At 48.0% G+C, this 26,998-nt stretch carries 18 protein-coding genes; 9 read left to right on the top strand and 9 right to left on the bottom strand.

What is annotated here, in order from left to right:
* Positions 1 to 27: 27 nt before the first annotated feature.
* A complete protein-coding gene (locus Q1A69_RS10825; protein WP_299585078.1) occupies positions 28 to 3,030 on the top strand; it encodes a TonB-dependent receptor in 3,003 nt (1,000 codons plus the stop codon).
* A 343-nt stretch (positions 3,031 to 3,373) separates the two neighbouring features.
* Here Q1A69_RS10825 and Q1A69_RS10820 read toward each other — a convergent pair whose 3' ends face one another.
* The gene (locus Q1A69_RS10820; RefSeq protein ID WP_299585076.1) at positions 3,374 to 3,856 is read right to left on the bottom strand and encodes a hypothetical protein; all 483 of its coding nucleotides are present in this window, start codon (positions 3,854 to 3,856) and stop codon (positions 3,374 to 3,376) included.
* 1,243 nt (positions 3,857 to 5,099) lie between these two features.
* Here Q1A69_RS10820 and gndA point away from each other — a divergent pair.
* The gene (gndA, locus tag Q1A69_RS10815) at positions 5,100 to 6,620 is read left to right on the top strand and encodes an NADP-dependent phosphogluconate dehydrogenase (protein ID WP_299585074.1); all 1,521 of its coding nucleotides are present in this window, start codon (positions 5,100 to 5,102) and stop codon (positions 6,618 to 6,620) included.
* A 112-nt stretch (positions 6,621 to 6,732) separates the two neighbouring features.
* Here the strand turns inward: gndA and rdgC are convergent, their stop codons facing one another.
* Positions 6,733 to 7,725, bottom strand: a complete 993-nt coding sequence (gene rdgC, locus Q1A69_RS10810; protein WP_299585072.1) for a recombination-associated protein RdgC — start codon at positions 7,723 to 7,725, stop codon at positions 6,733 to 6,735.
* A gap of 912 nt (positions 7,726 to 8,637) precedes the next feature.
* On the opposite strand from rdgC, the gene Q1A69_RS10805 reads away from it, so the two are divergent.
* Together Q1A69_RS10805 and Q1A69_RS10800 are read left to right on the top strand one after the other, a co-directional pair.
* Entirely contained in the window at positions 8,638 to 9,477 is an 840-nt protein-coding gene (locus Q1A69_RS10805; RefSeq protein ID WP_299585070.1) for a type 1 glutamine amidotransferase domain-containing protein, read from the top strand.
* 306 nt (positions 9,478 to 9,783) lie between these two features.
* Positions 9,784 to 10,629: an SDR family NAD(P)-dependent oxidoreductase gene (locus Q1A69_RS10800; protein WP_299585068.1), complete on the top strand. Its 846-nt coding sequence runs from the start codon at positions 9,784 to 9,786 to the stop codon at positions 10,627 to 10,629.
* 255 nt (positions 10,630 to 10,884) lie between these two features.
* On the opposite strand, the gene Q1A69_RS10795 is transcribed toward Q1A69_RS10800, so the two are convergent.
* The 4 genes from Q1A69_RS10795 to Q1A69_RS10780 all read right to left on the bottom strand — a co-directional run bounded on the left by Q1A69_RS10795 (position 10,885) and on the right by Q1A69_RS10780 (position 13,749).
* Positions 10,885 to 11,223: a hypothetical protein gene (locus Q1A69_RS10795; protein ID WP_299585066.1), complete on the bottom strand. Its 339-nt coding sequence runs from the start codon at positions 11,221 to 11,223 to the stop codon at positions 10,885 to 10,887.
* A gap of 10 nt (positions 11,224 to 11,233) precedes the next feature.
* The gene (locus Q1A69_RS10790; protein ID WP_299585064.1) at positions 11,234 to 11,737 is read right to left on the bottom strand and encodes a hypothetical protein; all 504 of its coding nucleotides are present in this window, start codon (positions 11,735 to 11,737) and stop codon (positions 11,234 to 11,236) included.
* 87 nt (positions 11,738 to 11,824) lie between these two features.
* Complete coding sequence (locus tag Q1A69_RS10785) at positions 11,825 to 12,925, bottom strand: hypothetical protein (protein ID WP_299585062.1); 1,101 nt, start codon at positions 12,923 to 12,925, stop codon at positions 11,825 to 11,827.
* Positions 12,926 to 13,320: 395 nt separating this feature from the next.
* Positions 13,321 to 13,749: a VOC family protein gene (locus Q1A69_RS10780; RefSeq protein ID WP_299585059.1), complete on the bottom strand. Its 429-nt coding sequence runs from the start codon at positions 13,747 to 13,749 to the stop codon at positions 13,321 to 13,323.
* A gap of 438 nt (positions 13,750 to 14,187) precedes the next feature.
* Between Q1A69_RS10780 and Q1A69_RS10775 the strand changes: the two genes are divergently transcribed.
* The 3 genes from Q1A69_RS10775 (at position 14,188) to Q1A69_RS10765 (ending at position 16,964) form a co-directional block, all read left to right on the top strand.
* On the top strand, positions 14,188 to 15,270 hold the full coding sequence (locus Q1A69_RS10775; protein ID WP_299585057.1) for a linear amide C-N hydrolase: 1,083 nt from the start codon (positions 14,188 to 14,190) through the stop codon (positions 15,268 to 15,270).
* 102 nt (positions 15,271 to 15,372) lie between these two features.
* Positions 15,373 to 16,245: a GNAT family N-acetyltransferase gene (locus tag Q1A69_RS10770; RefSeq protein WP_299585055.1), complete on the top strand. Its 873-nt coding sequence runs from the start codon at positions 15,373 to 15,375 to the stop codon at positions 16,243 to 16,245.
* A 239-nt stretch (positions 16,246 to 16,484) separates the two neighbouring features.
* On the top strand, positions 16,485 to 16,964 hold the full coding sequence (locus Q1A69_RS10765) for a polysaccharide deacetylase family protein (RefSeq protein WP_299585053.1): 480 nt from the start codon (positions 16,485 to 16,487) through the stop codon (positions 16,962 to 16,964).
* Positions 16,965 to 17,699: 735 nt separating this feature from the next.
* Here Q1A69_RS10765 and Q1A69_RS20365 read toward each other — a convergent pair.
* From Q1A69_RS20365 to Q1A69_RS10755, 3 genes are all read right to left on the bottom strand, one after another.
* Complete coding sequence (locus Q1A69_RS20365) at positions 17,700 to 18,026, bottom strand: YceK/YidQ family lipoprotein (protein WP_366525572.1); 327 nt, start codon at positions 18,024 to 18,026, stop codon at positions 17,700 to 17,702.
* A 781-nt stretch (positions 18,027 to 18,807) separates the two neighbouring features.
* Positions 18,808 to 20,280, bottom strand: a complete 1,473-nt coding sequence (locus Q1A69_RS10760; protein WP_299585051.1) for an aminoacyl-histidine dipeptidase — start codon at positions 20,278 to 20,280, stop codon at positions 18,808 to 18,810.
* 118 nt (positions 20,281 to 20,398) lie between these two features.
* A complete protein-coding gene (locus Q1A69_RS10755) occupies positions 20,399 to 22,366 on the bottom strand; it encodes a VacB/RNase II family 3'-5' exoribonuclease (protein WP_299585049.1) in 1,968 nt (655 codons plus the stop codon).
* A 348-nt stretch (positions 22,367 to 22,714) separates the two neighbouring features.
* On the opposite strand from Q1A69_RS10755, the gene Q1A69_RS10750 reads away from it, so the two are divergent.
* Together Q1A69_RS10750 and Q1A69_RS10745 are read left to right on the top strand one after the other, a co-directional pair.
* Positions 22,715 to 23,803 (top strand): Glu/Leu/Phe/Val dehydrogenase dimerization domain-containing protein, encoded by a 1,089-nt coding sequence (locus tag Q1A69_RS10750; RefSeq protein WP_299585047.1) that lies wholly within the window; start codon positions 22,715 to 22,717, stop codon positions 23,801 to 23,803.
* 252 nt (positions 23,804 to 24,055) lie between these two features.
* On the top strand, positions 24,056 to 26,872 hold the full coding sequence (locus Q1A69_RS10745; RefSeq protein WP_299585045.1) for a pitrilysin family protein: 2,817 nt from the start codon (positions 24,056 to 24,058) through the stop codon (positions 26,870 to 26,872).
* Positions 26,873 to 26,998: the final 126 nt, after the last annotated feature.

Below are 26,998 nucleotides of genomic sequence, written 5' to 3'. Positions count from 1 at the left end.
AGAGAAAATAATATAGAGAGACTCAGTATGATGATGAGCCTTTGTAAGCAGGAAAAATTGATTGCACAAGCAATTCGTACCACTAATCCAGTCAATAATCATACCCCTTGGTATAGCGTTGCGATTGCCTGTCTGGTAATGACAGCTACGCCATTGACGGCCATATCCCAGGATGAGCAAAACGACGAGAAGGGTAATCGTTCAAGACAAGCCATTGAAGAGGTGACTGTAACAGCCCAGAAGATAGAGCAGAGCATTCAGGATGTTCCTATTGCAGTCTCTGCCCTTTCTGGAGACAACATGGATGCCTTAAAGATTGAGCGCGGAGAAGAGTTGCTGCGTGCAGTGCCGAATGTTAATTTTTCAAAATCTAACTTTAGTACTTATAACTTCTCCATTCGTGGCGTTGGTACCAAAGCAGTTTCTGCCGCCACCGATCCCGCAGTGGCAGTGAGCTTCAATAATGCACCTTTGATTCGTAACCGCCTGTTTGAGCAGGAATTTTTTGATGTGCAGAGGGTGGAAGTGCTGCGTGGCCCTCAAGGTACACTGTATGGCCGTAATGCCACAGCCGGTGTGGTTAATATGTTACCGATCATGCCGGAGGATGAATTCGCATCGGAAATTAAGGCGGAGATAGGCAGCTTTAATTCCAAACGTACCAGTGGCATGTTTAATCTGCCCCTGGGGGAAGCAATGGCATTTCGCTTGTCCGGAGCTTTGACCAAGCGCGATGGTTTCGATACCAATACTTATACCGGTAACGATGTCAACGACCGCGACCTCTATTCCACTCGTGCCATTTTTGAGTGGGAGCCTAGTGAGACTTTTAGTGCAAATTTTATTTGGCAGCACTTCGAGGAGGATGACAAGCGTTCGCGTACGGGTAAACAACTTTGTAGCACCGATCCAGGACCGTCGACAATAGGTGATACTGAGCTAACAGAAATCACCTCTATATTCTTCAGTCAGGGCTGTTTGCCTGCGTCAATTTACAGTGATGACGCTTATAATACACCGAATGGAAGGGGATTTGCATTTGTGCTGGTTCCCCAGTTTATATATTTAGACACTGGGGAGCCTGTCATTAATTATTACGGCAATCCCTACGGAAATGCAGAGCAGTCCAGAGATTTGCGTGAAATTGCCACTAGTTATGATCCGGTTTTCCGTGCTGAGAATGATTTGGTGCAGTTAAATCTTGAGTGGGAGATTGGCAATTCTTTCACTTTGTTCTCCCAGTCAACTTATGCAAAGGATGATTACTACTCCTCTCAGGATTACAATCGATATATATCCGATCCTATTTTTAATGACTCTGCAGAATTTGTTCCTACACCTGGAGGAATTTATACTGATCCACAGTTAGGTCCCTCGGATGGGATATTGGCGGTGGATGTCAGTCGTTCCGATAATAAACAGTGGAGCCAAGAGTTCCGATTGCAAACCTCTTTTGATGGCCCCTGGAATTTTTCTGTGGGCGCTAATTACTTAGATTTTAAAACCCAGGATGATTACTTCGTTTTTAATAATATGTTCAGCCTGATCGCTGAATATTTTTATAATGGTACAAGAGATCCTGATACAGGTTTATTAGTCTCTGAAAAATGTGTTGACCCGGAAGTTGGTGCAGGCGACATGGATTGTATCTATGTAGATCCAAATTCGCTCGAGAATATTGATGAGGAGGGACACAACTATTTTCTTAGCCGTAACCTGGTAGAAACTAGCTCATGGGCTTTATTCGGTGAGGCTTATTGGCAGATTACCGAAGATGTAAAACTCACTACAGGTTTGCGCTATACCGATGACCGCAAGCGTTCAACGCCGGTACCCAGTCAGTTACTGTTAGGGACAAGTTTTGATAGTGAAACAGGCGAGATAATATCAGGTCGGCGCTCTGGTGGGCTTGTCCATAGAGGGTATCCAGAGGGAGATCAGGTTACTCAGGAGTGGCAGGAATATACGGGTCGTGCCGTGCTCGACTGGCATACGGAGACGCCCTTTACGGATGACACTATGTTTTATCTATCCTTTGCCCATGGGTATAAGGGGGGTGGTACAAACCCTCCTCGAGCAAAGATTGATTCGACTGTAGTTCAGTACCAACCCCTTGAGGATTCATTCGAGCCAGAATTTGTAAATGCGATTGAAATTGGTACTAAGAACGTAATGCTAGATGGAAGTCTGACATTCAATGCAAACGCTTTCTATTATGATTATAGTGACTATCAGGTTTCCCAGATTGTTGACCGTATTTCATTAAATGAAAATTTTGATGCAGAGAACATGGGTCTTGAGTTTGAACTGGCCTGGCAGTTTACAGATAGTACCAGGGTGGATATGAATATAGGGTACTTGAAGACCCGTATTGCAGATGGAGAGAAGTCTATTGATGTGATGAATCGTACCCAAGGAAATGAAGACTGGATGTTGGTAAGGCCCAGTATTCAAGTTCCTTCAAACTGTATTGCACCCGTAGATTTGGTTGAAACAATTGCTGCTTCTGGCAATGTACTTGCGATTTGGTCGCTTTGTGCAGGTTCAGCCCTGTATGGCTCATTTACCCCAGAGATAGAGGGCTTTGCACGTTGGGATATTCTCTATGGGGTAGATCCCTACAACCCGCTTACCGATGCTCCAAATGGAGGACGTGGCTTTGCCGCTGATTTGAGTGGTAATGAACTACCAAATGCACCCCGTTTTACGTTCAACTTTGGTGTTGAGCATGTTATTCCTATCGAAGATTGGGATCTAACTTTGCGTGCAGATTACTATCGCCAATCGGAGAGTTATGCGCGGGTTTACAATACGGAGTATGACCGCTTGAAAGCATGGAGCAATCTCAATGCCTCAGTGAGTTTGAGTAACCCCAATTCTGAGCTGTATATGCAGCTGTACGTGAAAAATATCTTTGATGATGCACCTATCACGGATATGTTTACCAATAGTGATGATTCTGGTCTTACCACCAATGTCTTTACTTTAGAGCCGCGTATTTTGGGCTTTAGTATCAGTAAGGGGTTCTAAATTTTACTCACTAGAGTATTGCAAATTTTAATATTTATTTTCTCAAGTAAGCCACAGTAAGTTAGTGGGATAAGATTTCCACTGCTAACTTACTGTGGTGCTGTCGCACCTCCTGATAACCACCATTTTTGCTAGCAGTGTTCAATTTTATTCTCGGTTAAATAAAGTTGCTTGTGTAAACGCTCACAACCTTATAAGAGTGCTTAGATGCTATAAATAGAGAGAGCAAATATAGCCAGAAGAAAGGAGGTCGATTGTAGCTCAGGAGTGGGTACCGGCTTAAACCCAAATACCACCAGTGTTGCTAGTGGTATTTGGGGCTATCTATTTAGCTAGGGTTGGTTTAGGGCACAGTATAGGATGATTGGGGGTTAGTTGAGATGACACCGTTAATTTCACAATCGCTGCCTGATCCTACACTTGAAATTACAGCATTATTAAAAGTAATTCTTCCATTTGACTGATTAAAAGAACCTGTTAGGTCTCCAGCACAATCACCAGTTACTGCCTTTACTGACACATTTTTCAGGACCACGGTGTTATTGGCATTTCCTATCAGATCATATGGTAGGTTATTAAAAGTCACTCTATTGCACATGTTGAGGAAGCCACCGGACAGAGACAAGCTTCCTACCGAGGCATCTGCCCCCGTTGAATTCACACTACCAGATAATGAGCAGTTGAGGGAAATCCCTTTTTTAACGGTTAATGTGCCGACATTAGCAAGACCAATGGCACCTGCTGGTGACCAGGTTTCTGCACTCGCCAACCCGGAAAACCCTAGAGAGGCGAGACAGATAGAAGCAGCGGTAAGGATCTTTTTCATAATAATAGTATTCCTAATATCTCTGTAAATTATTAATGCAGGCGTACTACTTGTCTTGGACATTTTGTACGCCGCCCTAAGAAACATTCTTCATCGCTGGGAGATAGAGCAACTTAGACGTCCGTATTAAGGAGGTCGACTAAGTATCAATACCTTCCATTACTAAAGACGAAATGAGACGTTTGTTGGGGGGAGAGGTAGAGCCTAAATAGACGCAATTTTAGTTATGGGGCGAATATCTCATCCTCAAAAACAATCGATTATGCGTTTTTTTTCACTGGTTCGCCTTAATGTCCCCATGACTCGGCTTTTACTGGCACAAAAAAATAATTTACAGAGGTACCCAAAATCTGAACTGTTTCTGGTGTCGTTACCGGTAATGTCCGGTGAGAAGGTTAGTATCCTATTTTCTATAGCACCTATTTCATAAGTGTTGCTGCAATTCTAGCTTGGGTTAACCCTGCAAGGTATTGTGCGATTAAGGCAGCTCCCTTGCCACTTTTCAGATAGCAGATAGCAGATAGCAGATAGCAGATAGCAGATAGCAGATAGCAGATAGCAGATAGCAGATAGCAGATACTAGGTGCGGAGAAGTGCTTTTGGTTTACTTGGTTCCAGCATTTTAAGGCCTTTAAATACCACTATCGCCGAAAGCGGGTACAGCTAAGAATTTCTTTATCATAAGTTTTTTCTATGAATAGAATGCAGTCGGTAAGGTTTCTGAGACGTGAGTTTGCAGCGTCTAATGGCTACGGCTGGTGATCGCTTTTTGGAGGTTGGGTCCTCCTTCCCCGTTTGCACCAGTTAAAGCGCTATTTAACTTGAAATCTGTTTTAGGAAGTTACAGAGCAGGAGTGGATGATAAAGTGCCATCACGCTACGCCTTAGTTAGAACCCTCGAGTTAATTGAAGGATGGTGGGTAATAATTCACTGTGCTCGAAGATCCTATGAGGCATAGATATCGATCCCAATCATATAGGGATGTCTTCACTGCGTGTTTCAAGAGCCCTGTATGTATTGCTTCCGGCCCAGTCGATATAGGTTAAATCAGGTTGGGTAGGCCCGCAGGTGCTCTAGGTGGGGGGCTACTCAAGGCGAGACCCCTACCGCTGCTTTGGACTTTTGCAGGTTGTTTTAAGGTATCCAGGATGGATTTTGTTGGGTTTTTGCTCTCCCGGCTCTGGATTCATATTGCTATACTCCGCGCCCCTGAAAGCCCCCTATCTTTATACGGAGAACTTGATGTCTGATTCACAGTGCGATATTGGCTTTATCGGCGCCGGTGTGATGGGTAAGAACCTGATCATGAACCTGGCGGATAACGGCTACAGGGTCTGTGCTTTCGACCTGGATCACAATCGGCTCAATGCACTGCTGGAGCAGGACAAGAAAGAACGCGGCGAACAGCCCGCGCGGGTGGAAACTTGTAATTCGTACACCGAGCTGTTGGCAAAGGTAAAAGCACCGCACCTGATTATTCTGTCAGTGCCGGCGGGGGCGCCCGTGGATGATGTCTGTGGCAAGCTGCTGGATGCGGGCCTAAAAGCCGATGATATCGTGGTGGATACTGGCAATAGCTTATGGACCGATTCAGTTGAGCGTGCCAAACGCTATGAAGGCAAACTGATTTTCTTTACCACGGCCGTATCCGGTGGCGAGGTGGGGGCGCGCTTCGGGCCGTCATTAATGCCTAGCGGAGATCGCTACGCCTGGAGCCGGATCGAGCCTGTTTGGCATGCCATCGCAGCCAAGGTAGACAAGGCCAGCGGCCAGCCCATTGAGCGTTTTGAGCCGGGTAATCCTGTGCGTGAAGGGGAGCCCTGCGCCGCTTATATTGGTCCAATCGGCTCCGGTCACTACGTAAAGATGGTGCACAACGGCATCGAGTATGCCGATATGCAGATGATCTGCGAGGCTTATCATGTCATGCGCAGTGCACTGGCGATGTCTCCGGCAGAAATTGCCGAGGTGTTTTGCGAGTGGAATCGAGGGCCGCTGAATAGCTACCTGATTAGTATCAGTGCGGAAGTCCTGTCTACCCTGGATTCGGTCACTGAGCAGCCGCTGGTGGATGTAATCCTGGATCGTGCCGGCCAAAAAGGTACCGGGTTGTGGACGGCAATAAGCAGTCTCGAGGTTGGCTGCCCTGCGCCGAGTATTGCCGAGGCGGTCTATGCCCGTTCACTATCTACTCGCAAAGCCCTACGAACTCGCGCGGCACAAAAACTGAAAGGCCCGGAAATTTCCCCGGTGGCTGCGGAGCAGCGCGAGGAAGTGATTCAGCAGCTACATGATGCGCTGTACTGCGCCAAGATTTGTGTGTATGCACAGGGATTTGATTTGATGAAGCTGGCTGCACGGGAGCAGGGCTGGCAGCTGAACTTCTCTGAGATTGCCCGTATCTGGCGTGCCGGCTGTATTATCCGAGCGGTATTTCTGCAGTCGATTAGCGATGCTTATGAACGCGATGCCAAGCTCTCCAATCTGTTGCTGGATGACTTCTTTACCCAGCAAATAGCTGAGCACCAGGCTAACTGGCGTCAGGCGGTGGCGAGTGCGACGCTGAATGGTATACCGGTGCCGGCGCTATCCTCTGCATTGAGCTACTACGATGCTTTCCGCACAGAATCACTGCCGGCGAATTTGTTGCAGGGGCAACGGGATTTCTTTGGTGCCCACACATTCTCCCGAGTGGACCAGCCAGAGCAGCGCAAGTATCACGTCCAGTGGAGTGAGCCGGGTCGCCCCATTACTGAAATATAAGGCTCTGATCAAGCCGGGTTCCCCGGCCCCGATCTGGGAGAATCCCCGCAGGGAGAGTTGATATAGTGCTCTCCCTGGCGGGCTTACCTGGCACATCGTGCCGGGTAAGTGATCAAAACACCACTTCTTCCACTTCTCGTGCCAAGTTATCGACTTCTGCACGGGAGGCTTTGGCCACGATTTCCTCTACGCTGACTGACTCAGTGTTTACTCCACCGAAAGCAGCAAGTAAGTCCTTGAGCAGGGCAGAGATTTCCAGGGTCATTACGGCAAAATCCGCATCGAAGCGCAGAGCTGCGTTATCCGCATCGGCGCTGTCAGCCTTTTCCAGCAACTCATCGCTGAATTTTACCCGCTTCAGGGATAGCTGGTCGTCGACCAGGAATTCCACTCCTCCGCGCCAGACGAGGCCCAGTTTGTGTACCTGCATTCCAGCCACCAAGTGGTTGTGGATTTCTTCCGCACACAGATCCTGGTTTTTACAGCGAATCACACTGCCGCTGTCTTTAGGGTCACGCAGTTCACATTCGTGGCCAAATTCGAACTGTGCGGGGGCCTCGGGTGCGGTAAGCCAATGGGTCATGGTGTGCTGTGGCAGATTCTTGGCAGAAAGCGGTATTACCGCAAGGCTGCTGATCGCTTCGCGCAGATTTTCCAGTAATTCCTCCGCGGCAGAGGCTGAGGAAGCATCCACTACTACCCAGCCATCCTGCGGGGCGATGTAGGCGTAGTGCAGTCGCGAACGGGCGAAGGCTTTTGGGCGCATCTCTAGTAGCACTTCATCCTTGAGGTTTTGCCGCTCCTTGCGGCCAACCTGGCGGGCTTCCTTTTCGGAGATGGCTTGGGCAAGCTCCTCCACTTTTTCATTCACGACCGTTGCAGGCAGTACCTTTTCCTGCTTTTTTGCACAGATCATTAAGTGGCCATTGGTGGCGTGCACCAGTTGGCTGCCATGGCGCCCCAATGGAGGGACCCAGCCGTAGCGGGCGGAATCCTGGCTACCACAGGGTACAAAAGCCTGTGTCTCCAGCAATTCGTTCAATTTTTCGGCGTCCAGGCTAAATTCTTTGGTTAAGCGGTAAATACGAAGGTTTTTAAACCACATACATCAGGCCATTTATATTCAGTTGCGTGTGCGGCCGTCAATTATGCGGAAACTGAGGCGAAGCAGCTAGTGAGCTGTTTCCAAATGCCAGATTGTCTTCTCTCAGGTTGCTTCTTTTAGGAGATGATTTGGGAGTTTTGAATAGAGATCTCCCAAGCTTTGCGTCACTTCAGATGGTAGGATCCGGCTACCTTGACAAAATCGGCGGGAGTCAGGTCCTGGAACTGTCATGCAACAGTAATCTGCTTCATTGAATAAAGCAGCACCGTTCGGATACGTCACTGCGTCTTTTGAAAGCTAGGCCCAGGAGGGTAATCAAGATCTCATCGGAGTGGGATGCCTGTGCGTTGTGGCGGTAGCTTCCCTTGCCGAAGAATCGGGTCGGAGTTCTATAGCTGGTGCGATGTGTTCAGAAACCAACAGTCTAACCTCGCAATGGTAATTAAGTTGAGGTTGTCCGAGCGGTCACTCATTGACTGGGGAGCGTTCGATCGTAGTGCAGAGAGAATAGGTATCAGGTATTTGCGGTGTTACTTATTGTTGGGAAGGTCATCACATCAAGCGGGAAAACCAGCAAGTTAGCGGCTTAATGTGGCACGAGGGTTTGCTGCTACAGTCCATTGGGCGGCATTGGTGGTAATGAAATTGATAAGGGCTGACAGATTGCATTCTTAAGTGAATATGAGGATGCCAAAAATGCCGATTCAAACAAAAATGACCACCGGACCAGGACTTTGTGCCTCCATTCTATAAGGTCCAAAGACGCCATGCCTCTGATGTTAAGTGTAGGAATTTTTAAAATTAACTGTTTCTAAAACAAGAACATTAAGTTTCAAAATGCAAGATTGTGCCTCTTTTGCCAACACTTACAATGGAACCCACGTTTCAAATGTACTTAAAGAGGTTTTTAAGATGAAAATTAAACAGGTGATAGCGGCTGCAGCCCTGCTATTTAGTCCGGTAGCATTCGCCGACAATATTTTGGTGGTTATGTCTGATGCATCTGAGATGATGTTAAAAGGAGGCACCAAATATGAAACTGGTTTTTACAGTAATGAGTTAATGGAACCGGTTAAGATTTTTCTGGATGAGGGACACACCCTGACCTTTGCGTCCCCAAAGGGAATGGCGCCCACTCTCGATGTAAACTCTGATATTCTCGATCATTATAAAAAGGATCAAGAATATTATGACGCGCATAACTCATTGCTTGAGGAATTAAAGATAACTGACCCGAACAACTCTCCAGTTGTTAGTTTCTCACGTATTGAACAAATTGGTATTGAGAATTTTGATGCGATATTTGTTCCCGGTGGACATGCCCCTCTGGCTGATCTTGTCGCCAATGAAAAACTGGGTAAATTCCTGATCCACTTTAACAAAAAGGGAAAGCCAACAGGACTGGTTTGTCATGGTCCAGCCGCATTATTGTCGGCACTGCCTAATAGTAAAGAATTTGAAGCCAGTATGAAACGCGGTGAAGAACCGAAGTCTGTGACTGGCTGGATTTACGAAAACTACGATCTTACGTCTTTCAGCAATACTGAAGAGGCAACGGCAACTAAATATTACTTGAAGGGAGATGAGTTATTCTATACCCCGGAAGATGCGCTGACTTATGCCGGCGGCGATTACAAGCGCTCAAAAGCTGACTGGGGTGAGAAAGTTGTTGTTGATCGCGAGCTGATCACTGGTCAAAACCCTGCATCAGCAGTGGGTGTGGCTAATAAAATGCTAAAAATGCTGAAATAACCTGCATACAGGTTTATATTTTAACCTTCTGTAAGCCCAGCCTTAATGATTGGGCTTATTTTTAGGTTGTACTATGTATGACCTCTGCATTTTATCCTCCCCATTCACGATATTTGTTTTGTAGTTTTGTAGTTTTGTAGTTTTGTAGTTTGGGGGTTGATCAAAAAATTTCTGGTGAAGCTTTATTCATCGGAAATTTGGGGTCCATAAGGGGTTTTCCAGGTTTGAGGTATTACTGTTTTTTTGCTAAGACAGTAGATCTTTCCCATACTTCTTTTACTGCTAAATTTATCGCTTGGTGATGCTATGAATGGCTCAATATTTCAGGAAGGTCATGTTGCAATTATTAGTGGCGGCGCTGATGGAATTGGCTTGGCCGCGGCAAAGAAATTTGCATCCGTGGGGATGAAAATCGGTTTAATCGATCTGAATGAAGAAAAACTTTCGAAGGCTCTAAAGGACTTGCCTGACTCTACGCTTTCATTCGTTGTGGATGTCGGAAATGTTCAATCACTGGAGAAGGTTAAGGTTGAAGTTGTTGAGCAATTTGGTCGAATAGACCTTCTTATGAATAATGCTGGTGTTGGCTACCCAACCAAGAGTTGGGACAATTTAGACAGCTGGGAGAATATAATCAATACTAATTTTTGGGGTGTTGTTAATTCCATACATGTATTTGTACCACAGCTTATTTTACAGGAACATGCCTCTTTAGTGATTAATACAGGATCTAAACAGGGTATAACAACACCTCCAGGCAATCCCGCCTACAATGCGAGTAAAGCCGCAGTAAAAGTGGTAGCTGAAGCACTTGAATATCAGCTCAGAGAGCTATCTTATAAAGGTGGGCCTCGCAGTAAAAATAATAGGATTGCATCACACTTGTTAATACCAGGGTTTACCTATACGGGGATGATTAGCAGCCCGCAAAAACCCAAGTCGGCCTGGGCCCCAGATCAAGTTATTGATTTTATGTTAGAGCGAATTGAACAGGGCGATTTTTATATTCTTTGCCCTGATAATGACGTAACTCGTGAGGTGGATAATAAACGTATAGCTTGGGCCGCTGGTGATATCATTGAAGATAGGCCACCCTTATCCCGCTGGCACCCAGATTATGCCGATGCCTTTAAAAAATATATGGAGTCCTGATCGCCTAGTGGTAAAAATTGAGAGGTTTGATTTTTTCCTTAATGCAGATGAGCAGGGTAAGTCACATCAAACGAATAGGGATGAAAAGTTCTGTGTAGTGTCAATGAGAGTCGGTGATTTCCCTAATATTCCTATTGGCAGCCCCAAATTTTGAACAAAAATTTCCCTTAAAGAAATCAAGTTCAATAGAGTTGTAGACTACAAAGAAAGCCCGGTAGCACATTAGAGTGAGCTACCGGGGAGAGGCCTCGGTGATTAAGAGGCTACTTTTAGTGATATCCCCGTGCAGGCCTCTATTGCTGACCAAATGACCCCAATTATCGCATTCCAGACTTTCTCAATAGTGACTGCCAGCAGACCTCGTAAGGTCTTGGCAAAGTTCAGGGCCATATCCTCAAGGGAGTCCAGGAAATAGTCCCTTAAGTCTTCGTCTATTTCTTCCGTCACGATAGCTTTGGCGATGAGCTTTGCCTGAAGAGCCAAAGCAGACAGCTGACGTTCTGAGAAACCGCGTATCTCAGTAACATCGTGGCTGATAATTGAAGAGGCTGCATCTTTGATATTGGAAATCAGCTGGTTTACGTCAAGTGACATGTCGAAGTCCTTAGCGGTTCAAAAAAGTTTCGTAGGTCAGTGCCTGGTCCATGGAAATCACAATCTCATTCTTGAAAAGAGCAACAGCGGTAGCACGCAGCCCCTTATCCTCATCTTCTTCACGCATCCGATTGAGGCTGCTGGAAATTCTCTCTAGAGAGGCAACGCTGGGAGGCTCAGCTTCAAAGACAATATTGGTTCCTTTGGAATTCAGGTAGTTATTGATTTCCTCCAAAGTGTCTTTGTTGGGGATTGGGCGGGTATTGGATTGCAGGGCCATCGCATCAATTTTACCAATCAGGGAATGATAGTTTTGGTTCCTCTCTGTGTAGGAATCTCTGCTGGTGCCATGGGAAACTGAGGAAAAGAACTGCATGAGTTCTGCATTCACTTCGGTGAGGTCTGAGTAGAGCTCCGCATCATATCTGGGGGCCAGCTGGGTACAGCTACTGACTAGAATTGCCAGAAAAACACTTAGGGCCGAAATAACCTTCATTGGCTGGCTGGGCGACATCTCTATTCTCCTTGCTATTGGCGTATTGTTGATATTCGAAATGCTCCGCTATTTTCTCCGGAGCAATTAATTTACGTTATTAATGGATCAAGCTGTCTCCAGGGTGGCTTTGTCGCTGGGAATGTTTGCATTATTTTGCCGCTCAAAGTACGAAAGTAAAAGCCTTACCGCTTCTTGATTGTCGAAGTAGCGGGAGTGTACCTTAGCGGCAATTTTGTCTGGGAAAGTGCCGTAGGAGCCGATAATTCGCTCATAGCAATGGTGGGTCTCGGGCACAGCGGAACCACTGGCAAACCAGTCTGAGTCCGATTTAATATCGATCCACTCAATGAGATCTTCGCGCTGCGATAATGCCATAACTTCGTTTTGTAGCCAGGGCGCCTGTTTGCCCAGAACCTCGATCAGAGAGCCCATGGTCAGTATACGCACGGGGATCCCGAAGGAGGGCAAGTCGGCAAATAGGTCTACCGTCACCACGCTACCAAAGCTGTGACCAACGATAGTAACCGACTCATAGTCTCCCAGTGCCAGGCTGCTCACCAGTTGCTCGCGGACCCGTCGAATAATTTCAAAGCGTACAGCTGGTTTCCCGCGCGCAGCGGGTTCATTGGTAAGATAGCGCTTACAGAAATCGGAGATATCTACCAACAAGGAAACTGGTATTAGAGCCACAATAGCTGTGGCCACGGCCCAGATCCGCCAGCCACCGATATATTCTACTGATCTTTTAAGTTCCTTCACGAGAGGAAATAAGGGGTTATCAGCGGCGGGCTCAATGGCTTCCACGAACAATATAATAGTACCTAGGTACCAAACTAGAAATGCCAGTGCCGATAAAGTCAGTCCAAAAGTTAGGTACTTACGACCCAATACCCCCTTCCAGATATGCAGGTTCGCTAACCAAAACCAGATGAGTGAAAAGCCGCGGGTTAATCGGGTCTTCAGTGTCTGTTGGGTAATACTGGGTACCAGGTCATTCCAGTAGGCTTCAACGAGATCGAGTTCAAGCTCCTGCCCGGTGGCGGTTACGCGTAGGCGTTGTACACCTGGAGGAATCAAAGGGTCTGCAATAGGGGTAAGCGGCATACGTTCGCTTGCGGCGATCAGCCCTTCACTAAATTCAGATAATTGTGCGGTACTGGTAACCCTGGTAAGCCCAGGAACCAACATAATTAAGCTTCTTTTCATAGTATCTTCAAATGGTTGTGTCGAAGCGTGGGCTTCACCACCAGTGGAGCTGACGCCCATAGAGCTATTGCTATAAGGGGCTGGTTACTATTTCGACTGGTATTGCGGTAAGAAATAAACTTCCTTTTATGCGGTTACACGCCAGCGTTGAGCTGGCAGTGGCACATTCCATTGCTGAAAATTTGATCTGTGGTTAGATTTAACCGGATCAAGAGGCGTGATAGGTGTGTAATTTGGTACTCATATCGCGATTCTTATTCGATTTATATGTGATAGTCGGTGAGAAGTAAATACCATTTTTTCAAGAGTAGGATTTATTGCTTGGTAACAGAACGAGAAACTGATTTTGAATATTGAGATTGCAGATAAATGGTAATCGCCGGAGTAAACATAGGTTACACAGCGGATTTTTTTGAAGAGTGGTAGTAATCAGCAGCGACTGTTTTGAGTTCCACGAGTACAAATTCATTGCCATATAGATCTACAAAATGCCCAAATTCGGCATTTGTATCCGCGCAGCGTGGCTTAGTGAAGTGGACCCCATTCTCTGAAAGGCGCCTATAATCAAAATCAAAATTATTTGTATAAATCACGGCGCAGGGTTCACCTGCAGTCTGCCTGCCGACTTGATCCCGTTGTGCGCTAGATGAAGCTTTTAAAAGCCAAATTCCCATATTCTTTTGCTGAGGTAGGCGAAGGTGAACAAATCTTAATGATGATTCCTCTGAGTCAACAAAAACTTCAAAGCCGAGTTTGTCCCGATAAAATGTTATGGCCTCTTCGTAATCCCGAACAAGAATGACGAGCCTACCTATGGTATTCATATGAAATTCTCCTAACGATGAAGTCTCACTTTCTTTTTGGCATATGGATTCGCCTTGTTGGGTATGGATTCTACCTGAAATGCTGAAAGATTAAATTCCGAAAGCGTCTATAGCGCCAAGTTCTTAAGGAGATGCCCAGTATCTAAGGTCGGTGAGGGTGTAATGGCGCGATACTTTTTATTTAAAAGTAAAGATTGAGACTATCTGTGTGTTTTTGCCCAAAGTTAGCCGCAGCGTTTACCTAAGAATGAGTATTTAGGTGCCTTTCCTGGGGGGCACTCAATTAGTATCGCTTCCTTCTTTGTAAAATAGCTTTTTCTTTATCCCTAAAAGCTAAAGTTACCCCATACAGATACCCCAATATATAGCCTGTCGAGTTGTTTGGCGGGTTTGGGTATGCAAAGTGGTTAGTAAAAAAGCTCAAAAGGAAGCTTGAAAATGAACGTTCAGAAGCATACGAACACTATAAGGTTTATTCCCCGTCTCCTAGCTAGTACTTTGGTGATGATACTCATCCTGACTCAAGAGGAAGCTCGTGCTTGTACCCGGATTTTTTATGAGGCTGGCGACGGGTCATATATTACTGGCCGGAGTATGGATTGGAGTGATGCTAAAGCGGCAATGAATTTTTGGTTGTTTCCTAAAGGGATGCAGAGAAATGGTGGTGTAGGTGAGGGCTCCATAACCTGGACTTCGAAGTACGGCTCGGTAGTGATTAGTATTTATGAGGCGGCAACGTCAGATGGCCTCAATGAGGCTGGCTTGGCCGGGAACCTACTCTATTTAGCGGAAGCCGATTATGGAAATGCAAAAAAACGTGGTAAGCCAACGATATCTGTGGGGGGCTGGCTACAATATATCCTTGATAATTACGCAACTGTGGATGAAGTAGTTAAGGCAATGGAGGCGGATCCATTTACCGTAGTGAGCGCCAACCTTCCCGATGGTAAACCAGCAACGGCTCATATTGCGATTTCTGACCCAAGTGGAGATTCGGCAATATTTGAATATATCAATGGAAAGTTACAAGTGCACCATGGTAAGCAGTATAAGGTGATGACGAACTCACCCGTTTACAACCAGCAGCTTGCAATTAATACCTATTGGAGCCAAATAGGCGGGGATAATTTTTTACCAGGCACTATTAGTGCGGCAGATCGTTTTGTCCGCGCTAGTTATGCCCTTAAATCATCACCAAAATTTAAGGATCACAGGACCGCAATCGCTTCTGTGTTCTCCCAAGTGCGTGCAGTCAGTGTGCCTTTGGGGATGAGTAATCCGGCTAAGCCCAATATAGCCTCGACATTGTGGCGCTCGGTAATAGATCAAAAGAGGATGCGGTATTACTTTGACTCAGTTATTAATCCCTCAGTGGTATGGTTGGATTTTAATAATCTAAATTTTAAAGAAGGTTCAAAGGTTTTATCCATGAAAATGGATGCTCCCAATGATGCTGGGGGGGAAGTATCTTCGCAGCTTAAGCCTGCACAGCCTTTCAAATTTCTTGCAGCAAAAAATTAAAGAGTGCTTGTAAGGCATTCCTGTCGCTGAATGAGGAGGCTGACCTTTGATTTAGGCAGGGGAAGGTTTTTACTCTGCTGATCTTTTAAGTTGGGAGTGATGGTGAAAGATATACTTGCAATAAAAAATATGTGTCGATCAGAGATCGATATTCTAGTTGATTGGGCAGATCATGAAGGGTGGAATCCGGGAAGGCACGATGCGGAAGTGTTCTGGGAAACTGATCCTGAAGCATTTATAGCCGCCGAAGTTCAGCAAGGTTTGATTGGTGCAGGTTCTATTGCCTCTTATGGAGGTAACTATGGGTTTATGGGATTTTTTATTATAAAGCCTGAGTACCGCGGATTTGGATTTGGCCGTAAACTTTGGTATCTCAGGCGCGAGCGAATGCTTGAGCGGCTTAGGCCTGGGGCAAGTGTTGGTCTCGATGCCGCATTTCAGATGCAGAATTTCTATGCCAAGGGTGGTTTTGTATTTTCCCATCGTAATCTACGGTTTTGTATGGAAATACCGATTGAAAATAAATTAAATGATATCCGAAATCATGAAGTGCTGCCTCTTACTGAAATTCCTTTTACGCAATTGCTTGAATACGACACTACCTGCTTCTCAACACAAAGAGCGCGCTTCCTGAGAGCCTGGCTTTGCCAGAAAGACTCTCGTGCATTAGGCCTAGTGCAATCAGGAGAGTTGCGTGGTTACGCGTTGATTCGTCGCTGCAGAACAGGTTTTAAAGTGGGCCCCTTATTTGCGAACACTATTAAAGTGGCGGACTCTCTTCTGGTTGAACTGGCAAGCTTTGCTTCAGGTAACTCGATATTTCTGGATGTCCCGGAAAATAACCCGAAAGCTATGGAGTTGACACAAAGATATAATATGAAAGAGATTTTTGGTTGTGCGCGTATGTATCTTGGTTCTATACCTAATGTCGCTCATGAGCGAATCTTTGGTGTGACAACTTTTGAGTTAGGTTAATGACTTACCGCGCTCTAAAGGGTTGCGCTGGAAAACCGCCTGCACCTGAGTGGCCAAATGGAGCTCGGATAGCCGTACAGTTTGCCTTAAATGTTGAGGAAGGTGCAGAATCCTGCACTCTTAATGGCGATAATCAATCTGAAGCTTACTTGCATGAACCCTCTGGTCGAGGGGCACGGCTTGGGGAAAGAGACCTAACTGTTGAAAGTATATATGAGTAGGGCAGTAGGGCAGGGGGAGTGGCGTATTCTCGATATTTTTGCACCGAAAGGCTTACAGATAACTGTATTTGCAAGTGGATTGGCCTTGCGTTAAAACCCATTCTTGCTAAGGAGTTAGTCAACCGGGGGCATGAAATCGCTGGGCACGGCTATCGATGGTTAGATTATCAGAATATTTGTGAGGCGGTGGAGCGAGAACATATTCGAATTACCATTAACTCTATTGAGAGGTTAACAGGAAAAAAAGAAATTAGCTGGTACACAGGTCGAACCAGCAAAAATACTCGAAGTCTTTTAGATGAAGTGCCCGAATTGCTCTACAGCTCTACAGCTCTACAGCTCTACAGCTCTACAGCTCTACAGCTCTACAGCTCTGATGCCTATAATGGTGACCTTTCTTACTGGTGTTTGGAGTCGAGGTGGAGGTTGATTATCCCTTATGCACTGGTAAATAATGATATGCGTTACCATTCTCCCAAATGGTTGTGCTTGTGCTGAGGGTTTTTTCAGATTCTTAAGAATAGTTTTGATCTTCTTTGGGGTGAAGGTGGGGTCATGCAAAAATGATGACGGTTGGTTTGTAAGGCCGAATCAGTGGTCACCCTGCGTGAGCCATTGCATTAGTTCGATTTTTAGACTAATTCCAGAAGTACAGGCACGTATGGATTTACCGACGGGAGGAAATTGCCTGGTATTGGTGGTCCTACCATCCACAGCAGAGCTATAATTAGGTGGGGTAGGCTGTAAGATAGTTCTTGCTCAGAGAAATAACCTGCTGCAATCTAAGAGTTTACGTGTGTTAACACGCTTCAGGTCTATTTTATTTTCTGATACTTATGTCAGTGTAATTCTTATAAAGCTGTCGGGTTAATATTCTCTACCTCTGTTGTAGCGGATTTTCATCAAGAATTCTGAGGCTGCTAGACGTATATTGACACTGACATATCCCGAAGGCAGTCTTGAGACCTCCAGTTGATCAACGATTACCACTGTAACTACAGTGCCTATGGCTATTTTAAGGCACGGAGTATAGGCAGGGGCACGTGATTTTTTTAAAGGCTATGTAAGTCGTTGCAAGTAAGTTTCTGCCTATTTCTTCAGGTTTTTCCTAAACGATACCTGCATTTCCCATGCAGTTATGGCTCGAAGGGGGCTGGGAACTTTTTCGGAGGTGATTTGGCTGACCAGCCCACAATGTATGAATCCTGGGTCTATATATTGATACGTGATCCGCTAGTATTGGCTGGATCTGACCAGTATGTTTCCACTTTTGTGTTGCTCATAGATTGTAAAGGGAAGTACGGCTGTATCAGTTGCAGTCGACATGACGCTGTCGATGAGATAGATACCAAGGAGTAAGTCAGCATTTATTGATTCACTCGATGAATGCATTTTGCACATGTTGTAGGACAATCCGCTGTAAACTCGTGGGATAGACTCACAGCTGGATTTCTGTTTTTTCAGGTTTGCGGCAATTTCACGGTCTGTACTGGTAAGTGTGGTGAAGGTTCCGCAATTTGTTAATATGAAGGTGCAAAGGATTAAGGTTAATATTTTCATCGAGGTGATTTTCCTTATCTATTACGGTTGGTGGCTTAAATGTAGTTTTTGTTTTTCTATATTTTTGAATGAGTCATTTTTTGTTTAGAAGTGGGGGCTTGGCCAGGTTAAAAATTTATCTTTATCGGGGGTGTTAACATGATAGCTGAAACCCCTGCGGCTTTATGTCTAGATGTCCTTTGTGTTTGGTTGGTTTGGAAATGTGTTGCCGTTTTCTGAAGTAAAAAAGATTCACTCTTTTCAGGGGTACAATATTCTCACTCTAATTCTTATACTCCTAGCATCTGCCGTGTTAGTGCTCTAGGTAAAAGGCCCTTCTAATTTGGAAGGCTTCCATATTCGTCATCAATGTTGTTGGCTAACTTATTTCTAATATAAAAGTCGTTGAGCTCATTGATTGTTTAGCACTTAATCCTTATGTGGTGATCATGTTGCTCTTTTGGGATCGAGTGGTAACTCATTGAGATTGATGTGATGGGTGGGACAATATAAGTTGAGGTCACGCTTTTCATAATTTCCTCCGTGTTTGTATAAAGCGATTGTATTGACCCGTGAGTTTAAAATAAAGTTCCAGGCGCAGGGTGCTGTTTTGTGTGAATTAGTTCGCTTCTGCTTATTGGTTAAATATTTTTAATTAACCCCTTTTTACGATCGGTATGATCAATCTCAATAGGGCAACTCTGTATCTTGGGGGGGAGTAGCCCGCCCCCAGGCAACTCCTGGCAGACGGGATAAGCACTATTCTACAGACTGCACTGTTAAGGAATAGGAAGGAAAGTCGTTATGACTGAGTGGGAATTGCCTGCACTACCTGAATAAAATAATCCCAGAAATTGGCAACACTCTGGATATGAACTCTCTCTTCGGGGGAGTGGGCGCGGCGGATGGTGGGGCCAAAAGAGACCATGTCCCAGTTGGGGTATGGCTTGGCCAGAAGGCCACACTCGAGGCCAGCGTGGATCACTTTTACCTCGGCATCTTCGCCTGTCATTTCTCTATACACATTTTTCATCAGGGCAAGTAGTGGCGATGTCGGGTTTGGCGTCCAACCCGGATAAGCATTTTCGAGCTTGGCCTGGGCGCCAGCCAGCTCGAAAGTGGCAGCGACGTCCAGCCCGTGTTGGTCGCGGGCAGTGTCTGACAGGCTGCGCACCAGACACTGGATTTGAGCTTGATGCTGGCCATCTTTTTCTACAGTTACCACGCGAGCGAGGTTGTTGGAGGTGTCAGCGATGCCGTCTAGTGCCGTGCTCATACGCTCTACGCCGTTGGGACAAGAGCGAATAGCGCGGATCAACTTCAGCTGGCTCGCCGTGTCCATAGTGTTTGCGGGCGTTTCGCAGGTTTCCAGGCGTACTTCGAGCCCCACTTCATTATCAAACTCGCGAGCAATGTGAATGCTCTCGCGCTCGACAATTTCCTGTAGTTGTGTCTGTGCACTGCTAGGTACAACCAGGGTACTGAAGGACTCGCGGGGAATAGCATTGCGTAAGCTGCCGCCATCTAGGCTGGCGATACGCAATAGAGGAAGGGCCCTCAGGGCAGAGTCAATAATGCGATTAGCGATTTTATTGGCGTTGCCGCGGCCTTTGTCGATGTCCAGCCCGGAGTGTCCACCACGCAAGCCGCGCACTATGAGCTTAAAAGCTCGGTCGTTTGCCTCCAGGGGCTCTACAGAGTAAGGCAGAGTAACATTAACATCTACGCCACCGGCGCAACCAATATAGAGCTCGCCTTCATCCTCTGTGTCGAGGTTTAGCAGCAGATCTGCTTCGAAATAACCTGGCTTGAGGTTCTTGGCCCCGGTCATACCCGCTTCTTCATCTATGGTCAGCAACGCTTCCAGAGCCGGGTGGGGAATATCTCTAGATTCCAGTAGGGCGAGGATGGCAGCGACGCCGATACCATTGTCGGCACCGAGGGTAGTGCCTTCTGCGGTAACCCACTCGCCATCCACATAGGGTTTAATGGGGTCGATAAGGAAGTCGTGACTCGTGTCGGCATTTTTTTGCGGCACCATATCTACATGGCTTTGCAAGGCCAGGGTTTGACGGTCTTCCATGCCGGGTGTGGCCTGTTTTTTAAGAATCACATTACCGATTTGGTCGAGCTGTACTTCCAGACCGCGATTCTTGGCAAACTCCACGATGTATTCGACAACCCGGTCTTCGTGTTTGGAGGGGTGGGGGATTTCACAGAGTTTGGCGAAGTGTTTCCACAAGGGGCTAGGGTTCAGCTCAGCAATATTGCTCATTGGTGGCCTCGACTAATTATTACGGGTTGGCTGTTAGGCATTGTCCTGAGTTGGGACGGTTTGCGTGCAACAGTAAAGAGCCCGGCGAATGCCGGGCTCTTTGGGGGTCTCTAGCGACTTATTCTTTCGCCGCTTTTTCGCTTGGCGAATTCTTGGTTAATAACTCGAGAGATATGCGGCGTTTATCCACGTCCACGGATGAAACTTTGACGCCAATAGTCTGCTCCAGCTGGAAGCTATGCTCGTTGTAGATGAGGGTCAGGTGCTTGCCGTCAAAACTGGGCAGGTTCTTTTTGTCGCCGTTTAGGCGAATGAATCCATCGATTCCGAATTCATTAAGGCGCACGCCGAGCCCTGCACCATTGACCAGGGCGATTCTTCCCGTGAATTCCTGGCCAACTTTATCCTGCATAAATTGTGCGTAGAGCCATTGTTCGAGGGCGCGATTGGCTTGGCGGCCACGGATCAGGCTTTCCTGAAGGGATTCTATCTGTTCATCACTCAGGGACTTGGCGGTATCGCTCTCCAGTGCTGCGCGCAATACCCGGTGGTTGTGCAGGTCGTTGTACTTGCGAATTGGTGAGGTCACGGTGGCATAGGCTTCGAGCCCCAGCCCAAGGTGGGCACCGGCTTGGTTGTTGAGCTGGCCGGGACGCAACATGCGCTTCAGTACTGCCAGAAGGTTCTGCATCTGGGAGTCTTCATGCTGCTCCAGGTGTTTTACCAGGGCCAGGTAGTGCTGCAATTCACTGAGATCTTTCTCCGCGTGCTCTGGCAGCATCTCTTTGAGTAGGCTGCGCACTTCGCCCATACGCTCCTCGCGGAATCCCAAGTGTACTGAGAAGCAGCCCTGTTGTAGTTCAGCCAGTTTAGAGCCGATGCTGATATTGGTGGCGAGCATCGCCTCTTCTACCATGCGCTGGGCGATATTGCGTTCCTGTTTCTCGATACGTGCAATTTTACGTTTGTCGTCGAGGTGGATCTCGTAGTCAGGGCGGTCTTCCATCGCCAGGGAGTGGCTTGCACGATAGGTGGAACGGGCCTCAAAAACAGCAGCCAGGTTGCGTAGACTCTGTTTCTGTTCCTCTGGAACCGCGGATTCGTCGCCCTCGATAAACCGGCTGACCTGGATATAGCTCAACTTGTGCTGGGAGCGAATCGCGGCGAATTCATAGCGGCTCTCGCCAAGTTTGCCGTCGGTCTCGATATCGACATGTACCACCAGGGATGGGCGCAGTTCTCCGGGGACCAGCGAGAAAAGGTCTTCACACAGGCGGCGCGGCAGCATCGGAAGGGTTTCGCCCGGCAGATACTGGCTGTGGGCGCGCTCGAAGGCCTCTTTATCCAGAGCGCTGCCTTCGGTAATTACGCTGGAGGGATCGGCAATGGCGATGTGCAGAGTCCAGCCATCGTCGCGGGCAGTGACCGAGAGGGCATCATCCATATCGCGGGTGCTCTCCGCATCAATGGTGGCAAAGCCCAGCTCGGACAGGTCCTGACGCTCAGCCGCGATAGAGGCGAGTTGCTCGCTTATTTCTTGCGCTTGTGCTTGCGCCGCCTGACCAAATTGTTCCGGCAGCTTGAACTGGGCGACGACATAGGCGTGCTCAATCCCAGGAATATCGGGCTTGCCAATAACCGTCTCTACTTTTGCCTGGGCGCGACCGTCCTTAAAGGGATGTCGGTTAATCTTGCAGGCGATGAACTCGCCGGGTTGGGCCTTGCCGCGGGCTTTGGGGGGCAAGAAGATCCAGCGTGAGAGGCCGTTCTGGGTGGGCTGTATAAAATGCCCCTGGCCCCGTTGAACGTACTGTCCAACCAGGTAGTCGAGTTGACTGTCGATTAAGGAGTCCAATTCGGCACTGAGCTTGCCTTTTTTCTCTTCGGAGAGACTGACGCGAACCCGGTCGCCGGGGAATACCCGCTCCATTTCGTTGGGAGGCAAAAAGGCCTCGCGTCCATCTTCCAGCTCCACGAAGCCAAATTTGCCGTTGCTGCCGCGAATCCGGCCCTCGGCAAACTCCTTACTGGAGCGAATATCTGTTTTCAGTTGTGAAAGTTGTTTCAGAGCGTCGGCATTCAGCATCGAGTTTATCTCTCGGGTCGATTTAGGCGCGGATTCTACCAGACCAGGATGATGCGGGTAACGGGGTTCTGGCCGTGAAGAAACTATCCCCGTTTGATTAGGCGCAAAGGTGCCAGGTTGGAGCTGCCCCCAAGTTTACTGACCATATGGACTACAATATTTCCACGGGGCTTGCTGTCCTAAAAAAAAATATTTTGTGTGAAGATTTAGCTATTACTGCGCCGTTATGTGCAAAATATGCAAACTTTATCTGGCGAAGCTAGATATAATCTTACTCTTAAATAAAAACAGATAAGGGCTGTGGTTGTTCCCCAGCTGTAGAACCGGCTTTCCGGAGAGGAACAGTTAATGAGTATTTTTTCCCATTCCGCCTACGATAAACACGAACAAGTGGCGTTTTACCAAGATGCTAAGAGCGGTCTCAAGGCAATTATCGCGGTACACAATACGAATTTAGGTCCCTCCCTGGGTGGCTGCCGCATGTGGCCATACGCCGACGACGGCGAGGCGTTGAATGATGTCCTGCGCTTGTCCCGCGGTATGACTTATAAGTCTGCGATGGCCGGTTTGAAACTCGGCGGCGGTAAATCCGTGATTATCGGCGATCCGCGCAAAGAAAAGACCCCTGAGCTGCTGCGCGCTATGGGTGAGTTCATCAATACCCTGGGTGGTCGCTATATCACGGCAGAGGATTCCGGCACCAGTGTTGCCGATATGAGTGTTATCGGTGAGACCACCGAGTACGTATCCGGCCTGTTTGCGGGTTCTGAATTCGGAGGCGATCCCTCGCCCTCCACAGCTTACGGCGTGTTTGTGGGCCTCAAGGCGGCTGTAGAGCATCGCTGGGGCAAAACAGACCTCACGGGGCTGAAAGTCTCCATTCAGGGGGTTGGTAATGTGGGCTTCCGCCTGGGCAAACTCCTTAAAGAGGCCGGTGCGGAGCTATTTGTAACCGATATCTTCCAGGACAATATCGACCGCGCGGTAACCGAGCTGGGTGCAATCGCGGTTACCGCTGACGAGATTTTTGACCTCGATGTAGACCTCTTCGCCCCCTGCGCGATGGGCGCTATCCTCAATGACGATACGATTTCTCGCCTGAAAGTGGGCGCGGTGGCTGGTGCGGCCAACAATCAGCTGGCTGAGGAGCGCCATGCGGTGGCTCTGCGCGAGAAGGGCGTTCTTTACGCTCCAGACTATGTGATTAATGCCGGTGGCATCATCGATGTCTACTATCAGCAGAGGGGCGACTACGATGCCGCTGAGGTGCGTGCACATATTGAAGCGATTGGCAGCACCATGAAAGAAGTCTTTGAGCGAGCGGATGAGACCGGAGAAACCACGGCACATGTGGCGGACCGTATCGCTGAGGAGCGCTTTGGACACCACTCTGTGACTGGTGGTACGGAGAATAAGTCCGGCACTGTCGCGGCATAACCGAATTCGGCACGAGAGGCGTGCCGATGACCTGATCCCTGGCGATTGGTATCATCGCTTCTCTCTGTGATGTATTTATTTGGGCACTTTAGTGCCCATTTTTTTGTCTGAAGGTTATCTTAGTGGCCTGGCACCTCGCAGGTGCACTAGGTTTGTGGTTTGATCTTGCGGGTGGATATTGCCGATAAGGGGAATGGATCTTCCCCGAAACTTGCCATTCTGAATCCGCGGTTACTAATAGGGAGTGACAATATGGACTTGCGTCCAGTGCTCATCAGTGTCGTTATTGCTACCGCCGGTCTCGCCGGCTGTAACAAGTCTGCCGACAATACACCCCACGCACTTTCTGTGGACAAGGAGGCTGCCGCCAGCAGTAAAGATGCGGCGATTGATAAAAAAGCCTATGTGCCACCGCCCCAGCTGGATATTCCTTTTCACAAAGAGGTTTTACCTAATGGCCTGACGGTAATTGTGCACGAGGATGATAAGGCGCCGGTTGTCTCCACCAATATTTGGTACAAGGTGGGTTCCAAGGATGAACCGGAGGGTAAAACCGGCTTTGCGCATTTATTTGAGCACCTGATGTTTAACGGTAGTGAAAATTATTCGGGTGAGTATTTCGAACCCTTCCAGCGCTCCGGTGCCACCGATATGAACGGCACTACGAGTAACGACCGCACGAATTATTTCGCGACTGTGCCCAAAGGCGCCCTGGATATGGCTCTGTGGATGGAGTCTGATCGCATGGGTCACTTTAAGGGGGCTATCACCCAAGAAGTGCTTGATGAGCAACGCGGGGTTGTGAAAAACGAAAAACGGCAGGGTGAAAATGCGCCCTACGGTAAAGCTTTCGATATTATTGCCAAGAGTACATTCCCCACGGATCACCCCTATTCCTGGACCCCCATTGGCTCTATGGAGGACCTGGATAATGCCAGTCTGGAAGATGTTAAAAAGTGGTTTGCCGATCATTACCAGCCAGCCAATGCCACTTTGGTGATAGCCGGTGATGTTACTGTCGATGAAGCTATGGCCAAGGCCCGTAAATATTTTGGCGATATTCCCAGCACGGGGGTGCAGCCCCGAATCAAAAATTGGGAATTGCCCACGCAGGTGAAAAAGCGGGAAGTCGTGCGCGATCGGGTTCCACAAACCCGTATTTATAAGGTTTGGAATGTGCCGGCGGTTGGTAGTGAGGAGGAGCAGGCTCTGGAGTTGATGACCTCATTGCTGGCGAATCGCAAAAATTCCTTGCTCTATCGCCGCTTAGTGCGGGATGACAAGGTGGCGACCAGTGTGAGTGCCTTTTATTACGGGCGCCAGTTGGCCGGGCAATTGATTATTGTGGTCGATGTAAAACCCGGTCAATCTGTCGATAAAGTTGAAGAGCTTTTAAATAACGAATTGCGGCAGTTTGCCAAGAACGGTGTTAGCGCAGAAGAGTTACGCCGGGTTAAGCAAGGGGAATTTGCCGGACTGGTTAAAGGGCTGGAGAAAACCGGTGGCTTTGGTGGTAAGAGCGATATTCTCGCCCGCTCGGAATTTTACTTCGGTGATCCCGGCGCACTGTTGAAGGGCATTGATGATTACGCCAAGGTTTCTGCACGTGAGGTACAGGATGTTGCCGAGCAGTGGTTGAAAGACGACTCCTACACCTTGATTATCGAGCCTGAACAGCAGTATACGGCCGCGACAGAGGGTGCGGACCGCAGTAAATTGCCGGAGGTCGATAAAAAAGTAGAGTTGGAGCTGCCGAAACAGAAGACGTTCACCCTGAAAAATGGCCTCAGGGTGGTGATGGCGGAGCGCCACGATACACCGGTAGTGCTGATGAACTTACAGTTTCGCAGCGGCACAGCCGCAGATAGCACTAAGCCCGGTCTCGCCTCAGTGGCTGCACAGATGTTGAATGAAGGTGCTGGAAACTTGGACAGCCTCGAGTTTAGCGCTCGGGCTGAGGAGTTGGGCGTGAGTATCAGTGGCGGCAGCGGGTTGGATTACAACTCAATCAGTATGAGCGCACTCAAGTCACAACTTAAGCCCTCCCTGGAGTTATTTGCCAAAGTGGTGACTGAGCCCCGCTTCCCGGAATCCGACCTAGAGCGGGTGAAGTCCAACCGCCTGGATGCAATTGCGCAAGAAAAAGCGCAGCCCCAGGGGTTGGCTCTGCGTGAATTACCGCCATTGCTCTTTGGTGGAGAGCATCCTTATGGTGCGCCCCTGACGGGTTCTGGCACACCTGAGGGTATCAAGTCGATTACCCGCGAAGATCTGGTTAATTTTCAGAAAACCTGGGTGCGCCCGGATAACGCCACCCTAACCGTTGTTGGCGATGTGACCGAAAAAGAGATTGAGCCGCTGCTTAACGAAACGCTGGGAGGCTGGAAGGCACCAAAAGAGGAGTTGCCGAAGATCGATGTGGCTAAAGTGGAGCGACCAGAGAAGGCCCGGGTTTATCTCTTGGACCGCCCCGGAGCTCAGCAGAGCTATATTATGGCCGGGTTGGTAATGCCGCCTTGGCAGCCGAAGGGTGCCGAGGCCTTCGATGCCATGGCGAATACAATTGCTGGCAAGTTTACCTCCCGGGTCAATATGAATTTGCGCGAGGATAAGCACTGGTCTTATGGTGCCCGTGCGGTCTCTATGGATACCGAAGGGCAGCGCCCGTATATTCTTTTCGCACCGGTACAGACAGATAAGACTGCCCCGGCGATTAAAGAGCTGATCAAAGAATACCGGGAATATCTGGCTGGTCGGCCGATTACGGAAAAAGAGTTAGAAGATTACCGTAACGACGAGGTACTTAAGCAGAGTGCCCGCTTCCAGACGAAAGGACAGTTACTTTCCAGTATTAACTGGCAGGTGGAAAAAGGTCTTCCGGAAGATTACATTGCCGAGTACCCGCAGCGGGTAGCTGCACTCGATAAGGGTCAGGTCGAGGCTTCGGCACAGGAGTTTCTGGCTCCAGATCAATTTACCTGGGTCATTGTGGGTGACCTCGACAAGATTAAAGGTGAAGTTGAGGCTCTGGATATTGGTCCGGTAGAGGTTCTCCCTTCAAAAGATTAATACCGAATCAAAAACTGCCCCATATCCAGGCGGGTTGGGGCAGTTTTTAAGGTTACTTTCCGGTTCGGCATAAACTAACAGAGCTTTTCTAAAAAATTCGCCGTTCGCGTAGCCCTTTCAAAAATA

Origin of the sequence: uncultured Microbulbifer sp., assembly GCF_947498635.1 — a bacterium.
Taxonomy (GTDB): Bacteria; Pseudomonadota; Gammaproteobacteria; order Pseudomonadales; family Cellvibrionaceae; genus Microbulbifer; species Microbulbifer echini.
Note: the sequence above shows the minus strand (reverse complement) of the source record. Positions and strands in the feature narration are given on the sequence as shown.

Bases quoted from the DNA above. Each gene is read 5' to 3' on its own strand.
- Q1A69_RS10760 (WP_299585051.1), bottom strand. From the start codon at position 20,280: ATGAGCAATATTGCTGAGCTGAACCCTAGCCCCTTGTGGAAACACTTC.
- Q1A69_RS10795 (WP_299585066.1), bottom strand. From the start codon at position 11,223: ATGTCACTTGACGTAAACCAGCTGATTTCCAATATCAAAGATGCAGCC.
- Q1A69_RS10790 (WP_299585064.1), bottom strand. From the start codon at position 11,737: ATGTCGCCCAGCCAGCCAATGAAGGTTATTTCGGCCCTAAGTGTTTTT.
- Q1A69_RS20365 (WP_366525572.1), bottom strand. From the start codon at position 18,026: ATGAAAATATTAACCTTAATCCTTTGCACCTTCATATTAACAAATTGC.
- Q1A69_RS10755 (WP_299585049.1), bottom strand. From the start codon at position 22,366: ATGCTGAATGCCGACGCTCTGAAACAACTTTCACAACTGAAAACAGAT.
- Q1A69_RS10785 (WP_299585062.1), bottom strand. From the start codon at position 12,925: ATGAAAAGAAGCTTAATTATGTTGGTTCCTGGGCTTACCAGGGTTACC.
- Q1A69_RS10750 (WP_299585047.1), top strand. From the start codon at position 22,715: ATGAGTATTTTTTCCCATTCCGCCTACGATAAACACGAACAAGTGGCG.
- Q1A69_RS10800 (WP_299585068.1), top strand. From the start codon at position 9,784: ATGAATGGCTCAATATTTCAGGAAGGTCATGTTGCAATTATTAGTGGC.
- rdgC (WP_299585072.1), bottom strand. From the start codon at position 7,725: ATGTGGTTTAAAAACCTTCGTATTTACCGCTTAACCAAAGAATTTAGC.
- Q1A69_RS10825 (WP_299585078.1), top strand. From the start codon at position 28: ATGATGATGAGCCTTTGTAAGCAGGAAAAATTGATTGCACAAGCAATT.
- Q1A69_RS10745 (WP_299585045.1), top strand. From the start codon at position 24,056: ATGGACTTGCGTCCAGTGCTCATCAGTGTCGTTATTGCTACCGCCGGT.
- gndA (WP_299585074.1), top strand. From the start codon at position 5,100: ATGTCTGATTCACAGTGCGATATTGGCTTTATCGGCGCCGGTGTGATG.
- Q1A69_RS10780 (WP_299585059.1), bottom strand. From the start codon at position 13,749: ATGAATACCATAGGTAGGCTCGTCATTCTTGTTCGGGATTACGAAGAG.
- Q1A69_RS10820 (WP_299585076.1), bottom strand. From the start codon at position 3,856: ATGAAAAAGATCCTTACCGCTGCTTCTATCTGTCTCGCCTCTCTAGGG.
- Q1A69_RS10775 (WP_299585057.1), top strand. From the start codon at position 14,188: ATGAACGTTCAGAAGCATACGAACACTATAAGGTTTATTCCCCGTCTC.
- Q1A69_RS10805 (WP_299585070.1), top strand. From the start codon at position 8,638: ATGAAAATTAAACAGGTGATAGCGGCTGCAGCCCTGCTATTTAGTCCG.